This window comes from Chryseobacterium sp. POE27 (assembly GCF_039727685.1).
GTDB lineage: Bacteria > Bacteroidota > Bacteroidia > Flavobacteriales > Weeksellaceae > Chryseobacterium.
Map to the genome: position 1 here is coordinate 893,210 of NZ_CP152475.1, position 21,786 is coordinate 914,995.

17 protein-coding genes and 1 pseudogene are annotated in these 21,786 nt (G+C 36.9%); 6 read left to right on the forward strand and 12 right to left on the reverse strand.

Going from position 1 to position 21,786, the window contains the following annotated elements; all coding sequences use genetic code 11:
• Positions 1–40: 40 nt before the first annotated feature.
• From lpdA to recQ, 4 genes are all read right to left on the reverse strand, one after another.
• Complete coding sequence (lpdA, locus tag AAHI02_RS04145; protein WP_346985570.1) at positions 41–1,444, reverse strand: dihydrolipoyl dehydrogenase; 1,404 nt, start codon at positions 1,442–1,444, stop codon at positions 41–43.
• Between the two features lie 214 nt (positions 1,445–1,658).
• On the reverse strand, positions 1,659–2,006 hold the full coding sequence (locus AAHI02_RS04150) for a hypothetical protein (protein WP_346985571.1): 348 nt from the start codon (positions 2,004–2,006) through the stop codon (positions 1,659–1,661).
• Between the two features lie 58 nt (positions 2,007–2,064).
• Positions 2,065–3,144: a glycosyltransferase gene (locus AAHI02_RS04155; protein ID WP_346985572.1), complete on the reverse strand. Its 1,080-nt coding sequence runs from the start codon at positions 3,142–3,144 to the stop codon at positions 2,065–2,067.
• Between the two features lie 205 nt (positions 3,145–3,349).
• On the reverse strand, positions 3,350–5,521 hold the full coding sequence (recQ, locus tag AAHI02_RS04160) for a DNA helicase RecQ (RefSeq protein ID WP_346985573.1): 2,172 nt from the start codon (positions 5,519–5,521) through the stop codon (positions 3,350–3,352).
• Positions 5,522–5,711: 190 nt separating this feature from the next.
• Here recQ and AAHI02_RS04165 point away from each other — a divergent pair, with 190 nt between their 5' ends.
• The 4 genes from AAHI02_RS04165 (at position 5,712) to AAHI02_RS04180 (ending at position 11,467) form a co-directional block, all read left to right on the forward strand.
• On the forward strand, positions 5,712–6,671 hold the full coding sequence (locus tag AAHI02_RS04165; RefSeq protein WP_346985574.1) for a KpsF/GutQ family sugar-phosphate isomerase: 960 nt from the start codon (positions 5,712–5,714) through the stop codon (positions 6,669–6,671).
• Between the two features lie 171 nt (positions 6,672–6,842).
• Positions 6,843–7,670: a twin-arginine translocase subunit TatC gene (gene tatC / locus AAHI02_RS04170; protein WP_346985575.1), complete on the forward strand. Its 828-nt coding sequence runs from the start codon at positions 6,843–6,845 to the stop codon at positions 7,668–7,670.
• Between the two features lie 202 nt (positions 7,671–7,872).
• A complete protein-coding gene (locus AAHI02_RS04175) occupies positions 7,873–9,642 on the forward strand; it encodes a M1 family metallopeptidase (protein ID WP_346985576.1) in 1,770 nt (589 codons plus the stop codon).
• Positions 9,623–11,467 carry a PDZ domain-containing protein gene (locus AAHI02_RS04180; RefSeq protein WP_346985577.1) on the forward strand — a complete coding sequence of 615 codons (1,845 nt, stop codon included), beginning with the start codon at positions 9,623–9,625 and terminating at the stop codon, positions 11,465–11,467. The genes AAHI02_RS04175 and AAHI02_RS04180 overlap by 20 nt, the downstream gene beginning before the upstream one ends.
• A gap of 60 nt (positions 11,468–11,527) precedes the next feature.
• Here the strand turns inward: AAHI02_RS04180 and AAHI02_RS04185 are convergent, their stop codons facing one another.
• From AAHI02_RS04185 to pepE, 3 genes and pseudogenes are all read right to left on the reverse strand, one after another.
• Positions 11,528–12,631, reverse strand: coding sequence for a HAMP domain-containing sensor histidine kinase (locus tag AAHI02_RS04185; protein WP_346986586.1), 1,104 nt, complete (start codon positions 12,629–12,631; stop codon positions 11,528–11,530).
• 58 nt (positions 12,632–12,689) lie between these two features.
• Positions 12,690–14,061 (reverse strand): annotated as a pseudogene (gene dacB / locus AAHI02_RS04190) (D-alanyl-D-alanine carboxypeptidase/D-alanyl-D-alanine-endopeptidase).
• Between the two features lie 112 nt (positions 14,062–14,173).
• Positions 14,174–14,866 carry a dipeptidase PepE gene (gene pepE / locus AAHI02_RS04195; RefSeq protein ID WP_346985578.1) on the reverse strand — a complete coding sequence of 231 codons (693 nt, stop codon included), beginning with the start codon at positions 14,864–14,866 and terminating at the stop codon, positions 14,174–14,176.
• Between the two features lie 200 nt (positions 14,867–15,066).
• Here pepE and AAHI02_RS04200 point away from each other — a divergent pair, with 200 nt between their 5' ends.
• Both AAHI02_RS04200 and fsa read left to right on the forward strand, forming a co-directional pair.
• On the forward strand, positions 15,067–15,621 hold the full coding sequence (locus AAHI02_RS04200; protein WP_346985579.1) for a hypothetical protein: 555 nt from the start codon (positions 15,067–15,069) through the stop codon (positions 15,619–15,621).
• Positions 15,622–16,232: 611 nt separating this feature from the next.
• Positions 16,233–16,886, forward strand: a complete 654-nt coding sequence (gene fsa / locus AAHI02_RS04205; protein WP_346985580.1) for a fructose-6-phosphate aldolase — start codon at positions 16,233–16,235, stop codon at positions 16,884–16,886.
• A 57-nt stretch (positions 16,887–16,943) separates the two neighbouring features.
• On the opposite strand, the gene AAHI02_RS04210 is transcribed toward fsa, so the two are convergent.
• The 5 genes from AAHI02_RS04210 to AAHI02_RS04230 all read right to left on the reverse strand — a co-directional run bounded on the left by AAHI02_RS04210 (position 16,944) and on the right by AAHI02_RS04230 (position 21,782).
• Positions 16,944–17,576: a sugar O-acetyltransferase gene (locus tag AAHI02_RS04210; protein ID WP_346985581.1), complete on the reverse strand. Its 633-nt coding sequence runs from the start codon at positions 17,574–17,576 to the stop codon at positions 16,944–16,946.
• A 38-nt stretch (positions 17,577–17,614) separates the two neighbouring features.
• Positions 17,615–18,913, reverse strand: coding sequence for a hypothetical protein (locus AAHI02_RS04215; protein ID WP_346985582.1), 1,299 nt, complete (start codon positions 18,911–18,913; stop codon positions 17,615–17,617).
• A gap of 41 nt (positions 18,914–18,954) precedes the next feature.
• Complete coding sequence (locus AAHI02_RS04220; RefSeq protein ID WP_346985583.1) at positions 18,955–19,860, reverse strand: GLPGLI family protein; 906 nt, start codon at positions 19,858–19,860, stop codon at positions 18,955–18,957.
• Between the two features lie 73 nt (positions 19,861–19,933).
• Positions 19,934–20,725, reverse strand: coding sequence for a hypothetical protein (locus AAHI02_RS04225; RefSeq protein ID WP_346985584.1), 792 nt, complete (start codon positions 20,723–20,725; stop codon positions 19,934–19,936).
• Positions 20,706–21,782: a M56 family metallopeptidase gene (locus tag AAHI02_RS04230; RefSeq protein WP_346985585.1), complete on the reverse strand. Its 1,077-nt coding sequence runs from the start codon at positions 21,780–21,782 to the stop codon at positions 20,706–20,708. Before AAHI02_RS04230 ends, AAHI02_RS04225 begins: the two co-directional genes overlap by 20 nt.
• Between the last annotated feature and the right edge of the window lie 4 nt (positions 21,783–21,786).

A 21,786-nucleotide genomic window follows, 5' to 3' on the forward strand; every position in this document is an offset into this window, starting at 1 on the left:
TTTACAAATATTTTTAAATGATTACATTTTATAATCAGAATTACATATGAATGGGTCTTTTTGCCGCAGCATCCAATGCTGCTTCTTTAATGGCTTCTGCATAAGTAGGGTGTGCATGAGAACTTCTGGCGATATCTTCAGCACTTGCACGGAATTCCATAGCAATTACACCTTCAGCGATAAGGTCGGCCGCTCTTGCTCCAACGATGTGCATTCCTAAAACCTCATCCGTTTTTTCGTCTGCGATGATCTTAACCAGACCATCAACGTCGCCACTTGCACGGCTTCTTCCTAAAGCTCTCATCGGGAAAGAACCTACTTTGTAAGCTACTCCTTCCTCTTTCAATTGCTCTTCGGTTTTACCGACTCCGGCAACTTCAGGCCATGTATAAACAACTCCAGGAATTAAATTATAATTGATGTGAGGCTTTTGTCCTGCTAACGTTTCAGCTACAAAAACTCCCTCTTCTTCTGCCTTGTGTGCAAGCATCGCCCCTTTGATAACGTCTCCGATAGCATAGATGTTGGCAACATTCGTCTGAAGATGATCGTTTACTTTTACTCTTCCTCTTTCGTCAAGTTCTACACCCGCTTTTTCAAGTCCGAGACCATCTGTGTAAGGTCTTCTTCCTACAGAAACTAAACAGTAATCTCCTTCAACAGTTACTTCTTCTCCTTTTTTATCTTTAGCAGTAACTTTCACAGAATCTCCATTTCTTTCAACCGCAGAAACCGCCGTAGAAAGCATGAATTTCATTCCCTGTTTTTTCAAAACTTTAGTTAATTCTTTGCTTAAAGCTCCATCCATTGTAGGGATGATCTTATCCATAAATTCAACAACAGTAACCTGAGCGCCTAATCTTAAGTAAACAGAACCCAATTCAAGACCGATAACTCCACCTCCGATCACAACCAGATGCTTAGGAATTTCCTTAAGATTTAAAGCTTCCGTAGAAGTAATTACTCTTTCTTTATCTAAAGTAATGAAAGGCAGAGAAGATGGTTTTGAACCCGTAGCGATAATTGTATATTTAGATTCGATCGTTTCTGTGGAACCGTCGTTTTTCGTTACTTTAATCTGAGTTGCAGATTCGAAGCTTCCAACGCCTTCAAAAACAGTAATCTTATTTTTATTCATCAGATAGTTGATCCCATCTGTATTTTGCTTTACCACCTCGTTTTTACGCTCGATCATTCTTGCGATATCGGCCTGAGGCTCGTTGATAATGATTCCGTGACCTGCAAAATTGTGCTTGGCGTTCTCAAAATGCTCTGAACTGTCAAGAAGTGCTTTTGAAGGAATACAACCAACGTTAAGACAAGTTCCTCCCAAAGTCGGATATTTTTCAATAATTGCTGTTGTGAAACCTAATTGTGCAGCACGGATTGCAGCAACATAACCTCCAGGACCGGAACCGATTACGGTAACATCGAATTGACTCATGTTATTTTATGAATTTGTTTATTATTATCTCTTTAATTCTTACAAATTTACAGATTAATTACGAAGTGAGAAAGTGAGATGTGTCAAATTTTGAGAGGGAAGATGGGTAATGGGAGTTTAAAGCATTGCGATTATTTTAATTGGTATCAAATAAAACACTGTATTATCTTCTGCCCTCCAGCTTCAAGCTTTCCACAATATTACTTGCTGTAAGTCAATCCACATTCAATTTCCCCTGTCCGAACGTACCCATACTATCAAAAAAAGAACCTCCAAACACATACCATTCAAGGCTTTCCAGATATTCCACGGCATTTTCAGGGGTGATGTTCGGGCGGTCTTTTTTCGAAACAATTCCTTTGTACCATCTTCCGGATTTGGAATAATGTTCAAATTCAACCAAATAATGAATCCATATCCTTTGACAGAGTTTGCACTGTTGAATACTCACTTCCGCATACCTTCCGTTGGTGTGATCCGTACCCAGTTCGGAACTTCTGTATTCTGTATAGTTTGAGGTAGGTTTCTCGCAGCTGCATCCTATTTTTTGGATCTTAATCATAGTTGAATATTAATTTTAATGCTGCCAAAAATAGGGAATTAAGATCGCATCAGACAAACTATCTTACCAGATCCAACAATACTTTTTCATATTTATCCATAATAATATGCTTTGAAAACCTTGATTTTATTGAGCCTTTTATAGCATCTTTATCGTAACTACCGTGAAGAATTTTCATGATATGTTGGGAAAACTCCTCATGATCTTCAATATCGGAAATTTCTCCGTTGATATTATTCTGAATGATTTCATGAATCCCGCCCGGACAATTATTAGCCAGAGAATACGTGCCACAAGCTCCTGCTTCCAGTAAAACATTCGGAAAGCCTTCATACCTTGAAGAGAGAATAAAAAGATCTGCATATTTCAGAAACTGATAAGGATTTTCCTGTTTACCATGAAATATCACGTTTTCAAGACCCAAAAAGTCTTTCATTTGGTGTAGCATTTCAAGGTCTTTTCCATCTCCAAGAATATGCAGCAAAATATTTTCGTTTTTCAACCTTGAAAATACTTTAAGCAGATTATCAAATCCTTTTCTTACAGATAAATTCCCTATAGCAACAACGTTTTTATAATTATATTTAAAGCTTTCAGGTTTTTGCGAAACAGCCAGTTTGTCCTCAATGAAATCAAAATCAACAGGGTTGTTAATTTTAACTATCTTATCCGATTTTATCCTGAAATTTTTAATAAGATCCTTCATCATATCATCACTTTGAGCAATGATTCTGTGATAATTGTTATAAAAATTATAAAAGAATCTTATCTCCTTTCTCTTCACATGCTCCGTAACTACATTTGTTTCTCTGGCAATGAATCTTGTTTTGGGAAAAAGCTTAATAAAAAGAGACAAATAAGCATTGACTTCACCATAACCCGAAAATACAATATCTGGTCTTCTGCGGTAAATTTCTGATAAAATAGGTTTTAAAGAATGTCTGATTCTTTCGGTATTGAGATCAATTACCTCAACGTCTTTGTGAAGAAAATTAAGATAACCACCCTGTTTACGCAAAAGCAAAATCTTGACCTCAAACCGATCCCGGGAAAGATGATTTGCAATGGTGGTAACAATCCTTTCTGCACCGCCTGTTTCCAGATCCGGCAGGATAAATATGACAGAAATCTTTTTCATCTATGTAAATTTAATAAAAAGTTTTGTTACCCTTAAATTTCAATTTGAAATTAATGATTTTTAACTTTAAATTAAATAATACAAAGCTCATTTGCATTTAATTTATCATTCAGAAGAAATCCAAAAATATTAGAAATTGCTTCAAATAAAAAAAGAAACTCTCCATAGAAGAATTTCTTTTAAATATTTTTAGTTTAAATAATCTTTAGTTGGCAACATCACTGATGAATTTTATCCTCAGCATTCTTACTTCTTCATCAGAAAGCTCATCCCCGAATTCATCCAGTAAAACTTTCATGCTGTCGCTTTCAGATTCGTTCATAAATTCCATGAAACCATCTACAATATCTTCATCAAAATTATCTTCTATATAATAATCAATATTCAACTTGGTTCCCTGGTAGACGATACGTTCCATCTCTTTAAGCAACTCATCCATCGAAAGATTCTTGGCTCTTGCAATATCTTCGAGATCAATTTTCTTATCTGTACTCTGAATGATGAAAACCTTATGGCTGGATTTATTGGCCACTTGCTTCAGCACCATATCCTGAGTACGTTCGATATTATTGTCTTCTACATATTTATTGATGAAATCGGCAAACTCTTTACCATACTTTTTGGCCTTACCTTCACCAACACCATATATTTTTGCAATTTCTTCTACACATACCGGGTACTGAACCGTCATATCCTCAAGACTGGGATCCATGAAAACCGTGTAAGGAGGAATTCCATGCTTTTTGGCAACTCTTTTTCTTAATTCCTTCAACTGACTGAACAGATTCTGATCCAACCCACCGGCAGACTGCATTTGTATCTGGTCACTTTCCGCTTTGGTTTGGGTAAGGTCAAATTCCCTGTCTTCCGCAATCATGAACGAATGTTCCAGCTTTCCATCAAGAACTAATCTGCCTTTTTCAGAAATTTTCAAAACACCATAGGTTTCAATATCCTTTTGCAGGAAATTCTGAACAGTAGCCTGTCTTAAAACAGTTTTCCAATGATTATCTTTTTCTTCTTTACCAAAGCCAAAATAAGGACTTTGCTCCAGTTTATAGGATTTTGTAACCGCCGTTTCTTTACCTGCGATGATGGAGATTATATCTTTTGACTTGAACTTTTCACCTGTATCTCTTATTAATTCAAGGGTTTTCTTCAAATCGTCGGTCGCATCCTTTAATTTTGGAGGATTCGATGAATTATCGCACATATTGGCTCCGTCACCATTCACAGGATCAAAATTTTCTCCAAAATAATATAAAATATATTGCCTTCTGCTCATTGAAGTTTCCGCATAACCTACGACCTCGTTAAGAAGCTGTAAGCCGATTTCTCTTTCGGAAACAGGCTTTTGTGCCAGAAATTTCTCTAATTTTTCAATATCTTTAGGATCATAAAATGCCAGGCAATACCCTTCTCCTCCGTCACGGCCTGCTCTTCCCGTTTCCTGATAATAGCTTTCCAAAGATTTCGGGAAGTCATAATGAATAACAAACCGCACATCCGGCTTGTCTATGCCCATCCCAAATGCGATAGTAGCAACAATCACATCGACCTCTTCCATCAGAAATTTATCCTGATTTGCTACCCTCACTTTCTGATCAAGACCTGCGTGATAAGGCAAGGCATTAATTCCATTTACCTGAAGCAGCTGGGCAAATTCCTCAACTTTCCGTCTGCTCAGACAATATACAATTCCTGATTTCCCTTTATTGTGGTTGATAAATTTTACGATTTCTTTATCTACGTTCACTTTCGGACGTACTTCATAATAAAGATTCGGCCTGTTAAAGCTTTCTTTGAAAACCAAAGCATTCGTCATCCCAAGTGTTTTCTGAATATCATCCTGCACTTTGGGTGTTGCTGTTGCTGTAAGAGCAATCACCGGAACATCGGCAATTTTATCGATAATGGATTTCAGGTTTCGGTATTCCGGTCTGAAATCATGTCCCCATTCTGAAATACAGTGGGCTTCGTCAATCGCAAAAAATGATATTTTTACGTCTTTGAGAAATTCAAGATAATCTTCTTTGATAAGAGATTCCGGAGCGACATAGAGAAGTTTTGTTTTACCGCTTTTTATATCATCAAAAACCTGCTTGGTCTGTGTTTTATTTAATGATGAATTTAAAACATGGGCCACTCCGTTATCAGATGAAAGTCCGTTCACCGCATCCACCTGATTTTTCATTAAAGCTATTAAAGGTGAAACCACAATGGCAGTACCTTCGGAAATAAGTGCCGGAAGCTGGTAGCATAAGGACTTACCACCTCCGGTAGGCATTAAAACAAATATATCCTTTCCGTTCAGAAGATTATCTATAATTTGTTCCTGCTGCCCTTTAAAAGTAGAGAATCCGAAATGTCTTTTCAATTCGCCTGATAAATTGGCTTTTTTTTGCGCTCATCTAATTTTATTGCTAAATTTGCATCTAATCCAAAGTTATGAATTTTTCGCTTAAAATAAAAGCGAACGAATTTATAAAAAATAAAATTTATATTAAAAATTCTTTTAAAAATATAACATTTTTTTAAGTTATTTTTATATACCTCATAAAAATAAAATGAAAAGAGCCGATATTATTTCAATAGCGAAAAGTACTTTAGAGATAGAAATTTCAGAACTTGAAAAACTCACTACCCGATTGAATGACGATTTTGCAAAAGCAGTGGAAATCATCCATTCTGCTGAAGGAAAACTGATCGTGGTGGGAATCGGGAAATCGGCACATGTGGGCAACAAGATCGTAGCAACCTTAAATTCTACAGGAACTCCTTCCCAGTTTTTACACGCCTCAGAGGCTATTCACGGAGATTTGGGAGTTATTCAGAAGCAAGACGTTGTCTTATGTATATCCAACTCCGGAAACTCGCCTGAAATCGTAAATCTCGTTCCTTACCTGAAAGACTATTCTTCTGCGCTGATCGGAATGACGGGCAATAAAACCAGCAAGCTGGCAGAATTTTCCGAAATTATTCTGGATACCCATGTCGATATGGAAGCCTGTCCGAATAAACTTGCTCCTACCAGCTCAACAACATTACAAATGGCTTTGGGAGATGCTTTAGCGATTGCTTTAATGGAAATGAATGATTTTAAGGCGAATGATTTTGCCAAGTTTCATCCGGGTGGAAGTCTGGGCAAAAACTTAATTTCAAAAGTTGATGATTTTCTGTCTTCACAAAAACCTCAGGTTACGGAAAATGATACTGTAAAAGATGTGATTATTTCGATCAGCGGTTCAAGACACGGGATTACCGTTGTTACGAATAATAATGAGATTATGGGAGTAATTACCGACGGAGATTTACGAAGAATGTTGCTGAAAGGTGATGATATTTCAAAAGTACTGGCCAGGGATATCATGTCTGCCAACCCGAAAACGATTGAAAGAACCGCACTGGCAAAAGAGGCTATGAAAATTTTAAAAGATAACAATATCGGACAGCTTGTAGTCACCGAAAATGGAAAATACTTTGGAATTATTGACCTTCATAAGTTGTTGGATGAAGGGATTAATTAAGTCAGAAGGCTAAGCTGAGGCTGGAAGATCATTCCCGAAGCACTATTATTTGAATCATATGATGAGCAGGAATAAAATAATTGTACTATTTTAAACTTCCATCTTCCCTCTCCCAACTTCTGCTTTACTGAAACTTTTTTCCTAAATTTGAAATCTTAAAAAAAATATCCTGTGAGTGATGCTAAAGACATGTCTTTTCTTGGACATATTGGAGAACTAAGAGGTCACCTCATCCGTTGTATTCTTGCAATCATCATTGCAGCGGTCATTATCGGTTTTAATATCAACTGGATTATGGATCATATATTTTTCGGTCCTACCAGAAATGATTTTGCCACCTTTGAGATTGTCAATCACTTTTCCAAAATGATTTTGGGAGAAGACAGTATTCACCTTCCGAAAGATTTTCCGGTGCGTGCCAGCAAATTGTATCAGCAGTTTAATGTAATGATGGCGGTTTCTATTTTTGGCGGTATCGTGCTTGCTTTTCCTTATATCGTGTGGGAATTATGGCGTTTCATCAGTCCTGCGCTGCATCCTAAGGAAAGAAAAAACTCCATATTTATTATCAATTCGGTTTGGATTCTTTTTATGACAGGAGTTTTGTGCGGATATTTCCTGATCCTTCCATTTGCCGTTAATTTCGGGGTAATATTCAAAATTTCAGATATTATTATCCCGCTTTATGACCTGAGTGATTATACGACACTGTTTTTGCAGGTCGTTTTGGGAATGGGTGTTATTTTTCTCTTCCCTGTTCTCATTTATTTCCTGACGACCATCGGAATTCTTACCCCAACATTTATGAAAACGTACCGTCGTCACGCGATCGTTCTGATCATGGTTGTTGCGGCAATCATTACCCCGGCAGACGTTCTGAGTATGATGATGGCCGCATTTCCACTGCTGCTGCTCTACGAATTCAGTATTATTATGTGTTCTTACACCTATAAAAAAGTACAGAAAGCGGCTGGAAATTTACCGGCTGTTCAAAAATAATAAAAGATCAAGTTTATCATATTCCCGTAGATTTTTCTGCGGGATTTTTTTGTTTTTACCATCAACAAAGTTTAAGCAATCTGAAACAAGACAATATATAATTAATCACAAAATGATTTTATACGAAAACCTATAAAACAAATTATGTTTTACTGTTTACAATCAATTTATTTTCTATTTTTGGAAGATTAATTTAATTCAGATGAAAAAACTTTCATGTGCGCTTTTATTTGCTTCGGGATTGGTTTTCGGTCAGTTCTTTGAGAAAGGCAAAGTCTTTACAAAACAGGATACTTTAAAAGGCTCCAATACAGAATTCAGAAACTTTTGGGATGTAAAGAAATACGATCTTTCCGTAGAGCCGGATTTTGCTTCAAAAAGCATTAAAGGAAATAATAAAATCAGTTTTGAAATTAGTAAAGATGTCACAAATCCTACTTTTCAAATTGATCTCCAGCAGCCCATGAAAGCGGATAAGGTGGAAGCAAGTTTTCCCATGTCAGATTATAAGCAGGACGGAGATTTTATCTGGATCAAGACAAGCAAAACTTTTAAAAAAGGAGAAAAATGTACCATTGATGTTACTTATTCCGGAAACCCTGTTATTGCAAAAAATGCTCCCTGGGACGGCGGCTGGGTTTTCTCAAAAGACGAAAAAGGGAATCCCTGGATGAGTGTTGCCGACGAAGGAATCGGAGCTTCAATATGGCTTCCAACCAAAGATATCTGGAGTGATGAGCCTGACAATGGCATCATCATGAAAATTATTACTCCGAAAGATCTTGTCGGTGTAGGAAACGGAAGGCTGATCAGCAAGAAAAATGAAAGCGAAAAAACCACCTATACATGGGAAGTTAAAAACCCTATCAACGCTTATTCTATCATTCCCAATATTGGAAAATATGTGAATTTTAAAGATACTTTTAGCGGGGAAAGAGGAAAGCTGGATCTCGATTATTGGGTAATAGATTACAATCTTGATAAGGCGAAAAAACAGTTCCAACAGGTAAAGCCGATGCTTTCCGCTTTTGAATATTGGTTCGGACCGTATCCTTTTTACGAAGATTCTTACAAATTAGTAGAATCTCCTTATCTTGGAATGGAGCATCAAAGCAGCGTAGCTTACGGAAATCATTATCAGAACGGATATCTGGGAAATGATCTTTCAGGAACGGGTGTCGGTCTGAAATGGGATTATATTATCATTCACGAAAGTGGACACGAATGGTTTGCCAATAATATTACGGCAAAAGACCAGGCGGATATGTGGGTTCATGAAGGATTTACCATGTATTCAGAAGTACTTTTCACAGAAAAATTCATGGATAAAAAATCGGCGGACATTTATATGCAAGGAATTCATAGAACGATCAGCAACGATATTCCGATTATCGGAAAATATGGTGTGAGAAATGAAGGAAGCGGCGATATGTATTCTAAGGGGGCCAGCATGCTTCACACAATCCGCCAGGTGATCAATAATGATGATAAATTCCGGGAGATCCTGAGAGGTATTAATAAAGATTTTTATCATCAGACGGTCACTACTCAACAGATTGAAAATTATATTTCAAAAAAATCGGGAATTGATTTTTCAAGCGTATTTAATCAATATTTAAGAACAACAAATGTTCCGACCTTAGAATATTCTCAAAAGGGAGAAGAGCTAAAATTCCGGTACACGAATACTATAAAAAACCTGAAGCTCCCGATAAGAATCAACAGTGAGCAAACCATAAATCCTACCGAACAGTGGCAAACCGTGAAACTGAAGAAAGGAGGCCCTATAGAATTTAATAAAAATTATTACATTAGGTATAAAAAAAGTACAGTAATTGAAAAGAAGCAGATTCATTTAAAAGTGGATTTGCTTTTTTTTATGAAAAAATTATTACAACATTTAGTAACAAAATCAGTTTTTCAACAACTATTTAACTATAATTTTAAACTCAATGAAAAAAATAGCACTTAGCTTAGGCGTTTTAACAGCGTTTCTGGTGAATGCCCAATCTATTAAAACAACGATTGATCTTGTCAACGTGAAAGATGATAAGGTGGCTGTTACCATGAACTTTCCTAAAATGAAATCCGGGGATGTGAAATTCCATTTTCCGAAAACCGTTCCGGGAACGTATTCTATTGATGATTACGGAAGATTTGTGGAAGGCATTAAATTTTTAGATACTAAAGGAAAAGAGCTTGCATTTACGAAAATTAATGACAATACCTATTCCCTTAAAAATGCTAAGGATTTATCTAAAATTACTTACCTGGTCAACGACAGTTTTGATGATGAAATGGATACTTCAAAACACAAAGCCGTATTCTCCCCGTCCGGAACGGATATCGAAGCCGGGAAAGTTTATCTTATCAACACCCACGGATTCATAGGCTATATCGACAATATGCAGGATGTTCCTTATCAGCTGGTGATCCAGAAGCCAACAGATTTTTACGGAACTACAGCTCTGGTAGATCAGGACAAATCTGAAGCGACAGATACTTTCACACTGGCTAATTATGCAAAGGTGACAGATTCTCCGCTGATGTACACCAAGCCAGATTATATTACCTTCAATGCAGGTGGGATGGATCTTGTGCTTGGCGTTTATTCACCTTCAGGAAAATATAAAGCTGCCGATTTTAAAGATAATCTGGAAAAAATGGTCGTGGCCCAAAAGAAATTCCTGGGAGATATGAATACCAATAAAAAATATGCGATCATGCTTTATCTTGCGGGAGGAGACGGGCCGCAGATCAAAGGTTTCGGTGCCTTGGAACATCACGAGTCAACGAGCGTTGTACTTCCTGAAATGATGCCGAAGGAAGCCATCGACAAAACCATTACCGACGTTGTTTCTCACGAGTTCTTCCACACGGTAAATCCGTTGAAAACACATTCTGAAGAAATTCATTATTTTGACTATGCAGATCCGAAAATGTCTCAGCATCTGTGGATGTATGAAGGCGGTACAGAATACTTTGCCAATCTTTTCCAGATCCAGGAAGGATTAATTACTAAGGAAGAGTTTCTTCAGAGAATGAATGAAAAAATCACCAACTCGAAGAACTACAATGATACCATGCCTTTCACGGTGATGAGTAAAAATGTTCTTCTTGACGAATATAAAGACCAGTACAGAAACGTGTACGAGAAAGGCGCGCTTTTGGCCATGTGTCTGGATATTGAACTCAGAAAACTTTCCAATGGTGAAATGGGTTATCGTGATATGATCAGAAAACTGTCTCAGAGATTCGGTGAAAACAAGCCTTTCAAGGATGATAAACTGATTGATGAACTGGTTACTGTAACAGGCTATCCTCAGGTAAAAGATTTTTATAATAAGTATATTGCAGGAAGCCAGCCTACTCCATATGCACAATACCTTAATATGGTAGGTGTAGAAATGAAAACGAAGGAGACTCCGCCAATTTTCTGGTTCATCAAAGATCCGAACCAGACAGGATATGATGATAAAGCGAATGCCTTTATATTTGATGAAAGCTCTGCACTGTCTCCGTTTGCCAAAAGTATCGGATTTAAGATTACGGATAAGATCGTAGCATTAGACGGGAAAACCATTAACATCCAGAATATTCAGGACTTCATCAATTATTCTAAAACCATTAAAGAAGGACAAAATGTAACCGTAACCATTTTAAGAGACAATGCAAAAATGGAACTTAAAGGAAAAGCTGTTCTTGATAAAATGACGATAGAAACGCTTCAGTTTAAAGCTAATCCGACGCCGGAAGAAAAGAAGCTTCAGGATCAGTGGCTGACAGGAAAGAAATAACTTTCACTAAAGAATTAATAATGAAGCGGGGAATTTTCTCCGCTTTTTTTCGTGATCCCATCAAGCTTTCCTTATCATTATTCTGAATGTTGTTCCCTTTCCTACCTCTGTCTGCGCAATTTTGATATCGCCTTTATGGTACTCCTGCACCACTCTTCTTGCGAGTGATAATCCTAATCCCCAACCCCGTTTTTTTGTAGAATATCCCGGTTTAAATGCATTTAATGCCTGCTGTTTGGTCATTCCGCTTCCGTTGTCCTGAATCTCAATGATGATGTTTTTATTGCGCTCACCAACGGACATTGAAATAGATCCCTCACCTTTCATTGCGTCTACCGCATTTTTAACCAGATTTTCGATCACCCAGCTCATTAAAATTCTGTTGTGGGGAACTTTAATGGTGTAACCGGGAAGATGTAATCCGAAATTGATTTTTTTCGAAATACGTGTTTTCAAATAATCATAATTATCGCTGATGGTCTTATTGAGATCCATATCATTCAGCTCCGGAACCGAACCTATTTTAGAGAATCTTTCAGAGATGGTTTTTAATCTTTCAATGTCTTTCTCTATTTCATGAACACCTTCGGAATCGGGATCATCCAGCTTCATAATTTCCATCCAGCCGATCATGGATGATAAAGGAGTTCCGATCTGGTGTGCCGTTTCTTTCGCCAACCCGGCCCAAAGATACCCTTCGTCCGTTTTTTTAATCGTTCTGAAAAACCAGAATGAAAACAGAAAATAGCACAAAATGAAAAAACCGAGTATATAAGGAGAATATCTTAGATTATTAAGCAATGGGGAATTGTCGTAAAAAACGATCTGTTTATCTCCTTTTGTAATTTCAATCTCGATTGGAGGATAGCTTTTAGCCATCTTCTTTGCCAAAGCGACAATTTCATCAGGATCGCTTTCTACATCTTTCGGAAGATTTTTATGCTCAATCACATTGTCTTTTTCGTCTAAGATGATAACCGGAACTGTAGTATTTGAGCTGTAAATCTGTAAAAGCAATGCCTGGACTTCCAGATTTGGATTGTCTACTTCCTGTTGAAATTTAAGGGCAGTTACTAAAATATCCACCCTTTTAATCTCTTCTTTACGGAGAAAATTGATCAGAATGGTAGAAGCAATCACAATCGTAAGGACAACGATCGTCATCAGTACAAATATGATCCAGTTATTCAGCCTTGCAAATATTGATTTTCTCAAAGTAAATTTATTTTAAAACACTCAGGATTTTCTGCAGCTCAGTACTTCCACTTCCCTGGTAATTGTTGATAATGATTGAAAACACATATTTTTTTCCGTCTTTGGCTGTATGAAAACCTGCGAAAGATTTAGTATCTCTCATGGTTCCGCTTTTCATTTTCATGCCGTTGTCCTGGGTGGGGAAACCGTCATAATAAGATTCGAACCAGGGCTGTTTTTTTGCATACAGCAATGCTTGCACTTCGGCTTTGGCAGAAACATAATTTTGGGGAGAAAGACCGCTTCCGTCGGCGAAATTGATCATATTCGGATTGATACCTTTTGACTTCCAGAATTCCTTTAAGAAAGCGACTCCGGTTTTAAAATACGGATTTCCTTTCTTTTCTTTCGCTAATGTTTTGATTAAAGTTTCCCCGTACAGATTAATGCTTTTTCTTAAAAACCAATACACAATTTTATCCAGCGTCGGAGATTCGTAGGTAAAGATTACATTATTCTTAGAGAGCTGCTGGGTTTGTTTTCCTTCAATTTCCAGTTGAGAATTGGTCATTACTTTTCCTGAAAAATCGATTCCGGAATCTTTCAACCACTGCTTTACTTCAACGCCCAATTGCAACGGCGGATTTGGAGTAGCGCCGGAAACGGTAACTGTTTTTGCAGGTAAAGTTCCATTGATTAAAGCAACATTTGAATGAGGCGCTGTGAAAATAAGACTCTGGTCTGAATTACCACCAACCTTTACCTCATTAAGCCATCTTACCCCTTCTAACGGATAGGAAAAACTTTTAAATTCATTTCCGTTGATGTTGATATCAAACTGGTTTTCGCGCCAGTTCACGCCCCAGATTCCCGCTCCGTAATAATTGCCGAGATCATCCCACGGCCAGCCGCCGGGAATAGTCTGATGGTCGAAATAAGAATCGTCGATGATAAGATCTCCTGAAATTTTATTGATTCCCGCTTTTTTTTACAGCTTCTATTAATTTCTTTTTAAAGTTTTCCGGCTTGTACCCATCATACCGCCAGCTGCCTAATGTAGGATCACCGGTAGAACTTATTATTAAATTTCCCTTTAAAGCACCTGAAGAAATCGTCCCTGAATAGCCGGAACTGGTTTTGTATGTATAGTTTTTACCTAAAACTTCCAGAGCTGCCGCTGCCGTGAATATCTTTTGCGTGGAAGCAGTGGAAAATCCTTTGTTTCCCTGATATTCGTACACGAGATTTCCACTTTCATCCGAAACGTAAAATGACAGGTTTGACGAAATAGCCCCTGAAGAATTCATCAGATTTTTGGTAGCTTCATCCAGCTTTTGGGATACATTCTGGGCAAAAATAATCTGCGTTGATAAAGTAAGGACTGTTACTATTTTTCTCATTCTTTAAGCTTATTTTAAATCTGCGAAAAGTAAAATAATGATTACAAATGCTTCGACAAGCTCAGCCTGACACCGCTATCATTCTTCAATTCAAATATAATTAAAAATAAAATTACAGTTCAGTTCCGGGTTCTATCTCGTAAGGCTCCTTATCTTTTTCAAAAATCCTGGTAAGCTCTGTACCTTCAACGGTGATCAGATCACCTTTTTTTCTGATCCAGTTTCCTTCCCGAAGTCCGATTACCCTAAGGTCATTCTGTGTTAAAAACTCTTTGATTCTGGTTTCGCGGGTTTCTCCATTATGCTTTAAATCCGGATTCGGATCCAGGTAATGCGGATTGATATTGAACGGAACGAGTCCCATACAGTCAAAGCTCGGAGGATAAACGATCGGCATATCGTTGGTGGTTTTCATATTCCGTCCGCCGATATTACTTCCGGCACTGCATCCCAGGTAAGGTTTTCCACTTTCAACATTACTTTTTAAAACGGTCATCAGGTTTTCTTCGTGTAAGGTCTTAACCAGTAAAAAGGTATTTCCGCCACCTGTAAAGTAACCTTTTGCATTGTTTAATGCTTCTGCTTTATCATCAAATTCGTGGAGACCTTTTACTTCTATATTGATTTTCTGAAAGAAAGAACGTGCTTTTGCAGTGTATTCATCATAAGAAATACCGCCCGGTCTTGCGTAAGGAATAAAAATGATTTCATCGACGCCTGTATATAGTTTGATCAGTTCATCTTTTAGATATTCAAGATATTCTCCACCGAAAAGTGTGGAAGTGGAAGCTAATATAATATTCATTGGTATAAATGCCTTTAAAATTGTTTGCTGACAAAGATAGTTCAAAGCGCTCTGAATCTAAAATTAATATAAAAGACATATAAAAGCCGTTAATTTTTTCAAAAAAAACTTAAAGATTCTAAATTATTAACTTTTATGGAATTATTATTGAATTTTATTCTAAACAATTGAAAAATATTAGAATTATGAAAATGACTAAAATGAATATCAGAAACCTATTTGTAGGTCTAATGTTAGTAGGAAGTGCAGGTTTTGTGAGCGCACAAACCACTCAGACAGACAGTGCAGCAACTACGGCAAATACGACAAGTACTGCTACAGCAAGCCAGTCATCAAATCCTACTATTGACGCTCTTAAAAAACAGATAGAAGCCAATCCTAAAGATACAGAGGCATTAGCAAAATTGGCAGGTGCTTATCAGGATTCTTCAGACTGGACTAATGCTGTTGAGACGTGGAAAAAAATATCGGTTTTATTACCAGACTGGGCTCCATCTTACTATAGCCAGGCGTATGCCTACCAAAATGCTAAAGATGATGCTAATGCTAAGATAGCTTATGAAAAATATATAGCCACTGTAAAACCTGAAGAAGTGGAACAGAATAAAAAAAATCTGGCATATGCCTATTTTTACATAGCTTTCTCGGAACAACAATCTAATCCTGACAAGGCTAAGGAGCATATCGCAAAATCTTTGCAGTATGACCCAACCAACCAGGATGCTGTAAAACTGAGTAAGGCATTGAATTCATAAAATAAATGAATTCATATTTAAAAAGATCCGGAAATTTCCGGATCTTTTTTTTATGTATAGTGATCAGAAAACTCACTGCAACCTGCAGGAAGGTTTCGGGGGTTCCAGAAAGTTTGCTGCAGGTTGCAGGAGGTTTTCGGACTTTCCCGAAAGTTCATTGCAAGGGTGCAACGGCTTTTCGGGTGTTCCCGAAAACCTGTTGCAAGGGTGCGACAGACTTTCGGGTTAAATAATTTGGTTACCATTTGAATGAAATACTCAGAGTTTATAATAATTTATTTATATGCGCGCAGATTTTGCTGATTTAGCAGATAATTATTCGTTAATTAATCCAGCAAATCAGTGAGAAATCCTATTTAATATATGTTTTGGCTAAAAAAAGCCGTTTTCCACTACATTTGATGCTGACAGGTGGACTAAAAGTCCGCCCCTATTGATAAAATGATTCAGATTTTACCAAATATCCTCGCTTACGGTCAATTCAACCTCAACCTTAGCCTTACCCTCAAACTTTCAACTTTAAACCTTTAACCTGACTCTTAATCTTCCTCATTTAAATTTCTCCCTCCAAAAAGGAATGTTTATCTTTGTAATACATAAATCTGTAAAACATGAAATTTTTTATTGACACTGCTAATTTAGAGCAAATTAAAGAAGCTAAAGATCTTGGAATTCTTGATGGTGTTACCACCAATCCATCATTAATGGCTAAAGAGGGAATCCAGGGTGCTGAAGCGATCAAAAATCATTACAAAGCGATTTGCGACATCGTAGACGGAGATATTTCTGCTGAGGTTCTTTCTACAACGTATGAAGAAATGATCAAAGAAGGTGAAGAATTGGCAGCGATCCACCCGAATATCGTGGTAAAGATCCCAATGATCAAAGACGGAATCAAGGCTTTAAAATATTTTTCAGATAAAGGAATCAGAACCAACTGTACATTGATTTTCTCTCCAGGGCAAGCTCTTTTGGCTGCTAAGGCAGGTGCAACGTATGTTTCTCCTTTCCTTGGAAGACTTGATGATATTTCAACTGACGGATTAAACTTAATCCGGGAGATCAGATTGATTTTTGACAACTATATGTATGAAACTGAGATTTTAGCAGCTTCTATCCGTCACGGAATGCATATTATCGACTGTGCGAAGATTGGTGCCGATGTGATCACTTCACCACTTCCTCCGATCTTGAGCCTTCTTAAGCATCCATTGACAGATAACGGATTGGCTCAGTTTATTGCAGATTCTCAGAAACTGGCTTAATTTATTTTAATATAATAATTCAAAGGCGCGGAAACTTCGTTTCCGCGCCTTTTGAATTTACCGATCTATATTTTTTACAATTTTACAGGGATTGCCTACGGCTACCACATATTCCGGAATATCTTTGGTCACCACACTTCCTGCTCCAATTACCGAATTATTTCCAATGGAAACACCCGGAAGTACAACTACGTTTCCGCCGAACCAGACGTTGTCCCCGACTGTTATCGGATGAGCCGTTTCAAGGCCTTCATTCCGCTGTTTCGCATCGATGGGATGATTGGCCGTATAGAATCCGCAATTGGGACCGATAAATACATTGCTTCCGAAAGTCACTTTTGCACAATCCAGAATTACGAGATTATGATTGGAATAGAAGTTTTCTCCTACTTCAGTATTGTAGCCGTAGTCACACCAAAAGCTGGGCTCGATACAGATATTCTGTCCTGTTTTTCCTAAAATTTTCTTCAGTAAAAATTCTCGTCTTTCCGAATCTGAATTTATCAGTTGGTTGTACTCATGGCAGAGATCTTTAGCACTAATTCTTTCATCGATCAGCTCCTGATCGTAGTTGGCATTGTATAAAAGACCGTTCGCGCATTTTTCCTTTTCTGTCATATTCTTATTGTGATGGGTTGATTTAATTTTAAATATAGCAAAAAAGAAATCAGGATGAAAAATTACTTTCATCCTGATTTTATTTAGATCAATCTCACATTAAATATAAATTATTGTTTAATAAGAATGTAATTGCGGTCTTTTTCATCCTTGCCTACCTTATAATTTCCCTTTAGCTTTAAGATCCAGCCATCTCCTTCGATTGTAGAGCCATTGATCTTTTCAGGAATACCAATTGATATTCTGCTCCAGTCAGGAGAAATCAAAGCGGCTTTGCTTACTTCAAGAATACCCCAGTTATCAGTGATTCGAACGTTCGGATAGACGGTTCCTTCATCTTCTAGCGAAAGTATATTTCTGGGATCAAAGGAAATATTCATCTTTTCAAAAGTGATTTCGAAATGAGGTTTTTCAACAAATCTCGCCTTATACTCTGCTATTTTCGCCTGTATTTTTTCGTCTCTTAATCTTTCCTGAGCAATAATCGAAAGTCCATCGTATTCTTCAATTACCTTATCAGGAATAGATTTTACATCATCAGGTATTTTGATATTCAGTTTTTCGATGAAGAAATCCGTTAAGTTTGTTTTAGCTGATATCTCCCGGTTCCAATTTTTATTTTTAAAGCTTACAAAATATCCATATATCGGCGTTGTAACATAAGCAAAAGATCTTACATAAGTTGGGTTTGCAATAAAATTGTCCAGATCGCTTATAAAATGTTGCTTTATCTGTTCTTTATTTCTGCCACTCATTGCAAAGCCTGTATATTCTGCAATACCTTCGTTGAGCTCAAGCTGGTTCTCAATATCATCCGATCCCGGAAAAAGTACATTTCTGTGTTTTCTGAACATCAACGCATTGCTTAAATGCTTTTTCTGTTCATTTGATGTCGCCGCAAGAATTGCTTTTTTGAGAGCCTCCAGTTCCAACCGAAGAAAAATTCTGCCTTCTTTCTGGTCAAGATGTTTGCTTTCCTTATTGTTTTGAGCAAAGCCTAATGATGCCTGAGCCGTATGAAAAAGCTCATGAACCGAAAGATTAACCCTTTCATATTTGTCATCAGGAAGAGGCAGCATGATCATTGCCCAAACTTTGCCTCCCCATTGAACCGAAGTATTAGCAATGTTAATATCATCAGGAAGGCTTCCCTGGTAAATATCATGATTAGGTTTCAAAACATTCTTTAGATCGGGATTATTACTGTATAATTGACGGGTCGTCGGATCAACAAGAAGAATATTACCATACAGATCTCTGTTCCAGACTCCAAATCCCTGTTCGGTGGCTTTTTTAATTTCTTTAAAATAACGGGAAATATAAACAGGATCAACAGGTTGCTTTTCCTGCCCACAAACAGCGATACTATAGATGCAATAAAGAAATAGAATAAAGCATTTCTTTAACATAATTTATTTTTGTATATGATTTTACTATACCTTATCTGCATCTATTTTACCAAATCCGGTTCGATAGGATTGTTATTTTTCGCTAAAGATTCCTTCGTTCTTTTTTCCATTTCCCTGAATACCTGATTCGGATCTGAAATTTCTTTACCGTCCTGTGTTCTTACCTTAAAACTTACTCTTGTATTATCACTTCCTCCGTTTCTCATCATCATTTCTCTCATATTTTTGGAAGGATCATTGACATAATCTTTCCATAGTTTTCTGTACTGTTCTCTGGAAACTTCTATTTCCTTTCCTCCAATTCCCATAATTCTTACGTTCCCCGGCATATCCATTTCATCTGCTGCCACCGGAGATTCCATTTTTTTATTTCCTACAAGCGTCATAATGTGAGATCCTGTAGTGTCTTCAAGTTTTACGATAAGACCGGGAAGTCCGTAGAATTTATAAGGTCCGTCCTGAAAAGGAATATCCGTACTGAACCATGCAATCCATTCTCTTCCTCCATAATTTGTAGTTGCCTTCTGTGCATTGTACTCTCCTACCTTTTGTTTTTCGGGAAGAATTTTCCATTCAGGTTTTCTGTCTTCTTTCACTTTATACTGATCCATGGAAACACGCGTGAAAAGAAAGGTTTTAAAATCAGGATATGATTTTGTCACTTTGTAATCCACCTGCCCTGAACTGTTTCTCTTGCTGATATTGATGTTTCCTGATCCGCTTTTGATCTGTTTTTGCACTTCGGCCATTGATGTGGAATCGGCTACAAATTTGTCACGGCTGTAATAGTTTGATCCGTTTTTATCAATGTCGAGCAGCATCATTTCTTTTTTAATATCCTCTTTATTATTGGAGTCGGGAATGAATTTATATTCGTAAAAGAAGCGGTTGATCTGTGCATTTGCCCCAGTAGTCAAGAATAGAAAAAGTAGGATAATATTTTTCATAGTTTATTGCTTATTTTTAAAAACAGCTCTGCCCATATTTTAAAATCATGCAACAGAGCTTTCTTTAACTTTATTATTTTGTTTCAATTCTTACTTCTCCTGTGGTTTTTCCGTCTACTGTTTTTTTATTCACGTTTATACTTTTGATATATCGCGGATCTAATCCCTGCGCCTGATTTTTTGAAGAAGCTTTTCCATCGATATAAAATACCGTATCAGCGTCGCTTTTACCTTTAATACCAGATACAATCACAGACTGACCAATGGCGTTGATTCCGACATTATCAGTCTTTTTTAAGCTATTAATATCAGGAAAACTTTTGAATGTATTGCTATAAGCATAGGCTCTTCTGTTGCCTTCCAATGCTCTTCTTTCTGCTTCCAGTTTTGCTCTTTCTCCATCAAGCCTGGCTCTTTTTTCATCTAGTCTCGCTCTTTCTTTATCAAGCTTAGCTCTTTTTTTAGCCGTTGCTACAGATTCCTTTGCATTTGTTGTTGATAATCTGAACGTATTATCCACATCAGGAGACCACTTCATGTCTTTTACATCTCTGAAAGTGTAAACTTTTACATTTGGAGCATTTGGAGGTGGTGGCGGAGCATCGGGAGAATCAAAGTTCATTTCAGGCACTTCCGGTATTTCCGGCATATCAAACTTTATATTCTGAATATCCCTTACTTTATTTTTCCAGTCTTCTGAGTTGAAATACTCATCAATTTTCACATCTTTGCCATCCATTCGTATGACCATTGCTGAATTTAGAAAATCTTTTGAACTTGCAATTTTCCCGATTTCACCGGACAGCTTTCCTATTTCTTCAAGATTTTTATTGTATTCTTTACTTTCAGGAGTAAGATCTTTCAAAGCCTGACTTTTTTTCCTGAATCTTTTTACTTAGATCAGCAATTTTTTTATCATCAAGAGCCCTGTTATAAACTTTAGGACTTATTACGTTGTTATCCTTCGATTGTGGAGTAATGGTATCTTTTTTAATAACAATTTTATCTTCTTTTTTGATCTGAGAAACGGCTTTCTCAATCTCCATATTAGTGGCTTTTATTTCCTGATTTTTGGCATTCACCAAATAAGTAAAAGCTACTGAAAATACTACCGGTAATGCAAAAATTCTACGCGCATACCCGAATTTAGTTTTAGGTTTTTGTAACATTTTTAATCGTTTTTTTAAATTGGAACTTAGAAACGGACTGGTCGCAGGCAACTGGTTTCCGGAAAAGTGGCTTGCTAAAAGCATCTGCGCAAATGCTTTGGTGTCCGATTGTTTTACGGCTTTTTTATCAGCCAGATATTCGTGAATTAAACTGATTTCTTTTTTAATGAAATGAAAAAAAGGATTGAACCAGAAAACAGACGTGATGATCTCAATAAAAATTTTATCGAATGAATGTTTTTGCTCAATATGTACCATTTCATGCTTTAAAATCTGCCTTCCGACCTCCGAATTCAATGTGATGGAATTCTTCCAGAAAAGATTTTTAAAGTAAGAAAATGGTGCTTCGGTGAGGTTGGTGTGGTAAAAATTAATGCCATCAAAGCTTTCCTTCCGGAACTGCTTTTTAAGCTGCTGGATTCTGAAAATCCCATAGATGAATCTTCCTAAAAAATAGAAAGAAACCAGCCCCAAAGCTGAAAAAATAATTCTAAAATAAGTGTAATCATTGGTTGAGTTTTTATTGTTAAAATTCTGTACCGTATCTATTAATTTATAAATATCATTGCTTACCTCAATGGTAAAATCTTCAACCTTTATCAAAGGAAGCAGCAACGATATCAGCATCGCAGACAAAAGGTAAAATCTATTGTAATGATGAAATGTCTTGTCTTTTAAAGACAATTTATAGTACAAAAACATTACACCAGAACATAAAATAACTTTCCCGAAATATAGAAGTACAGTTTCCATGGGT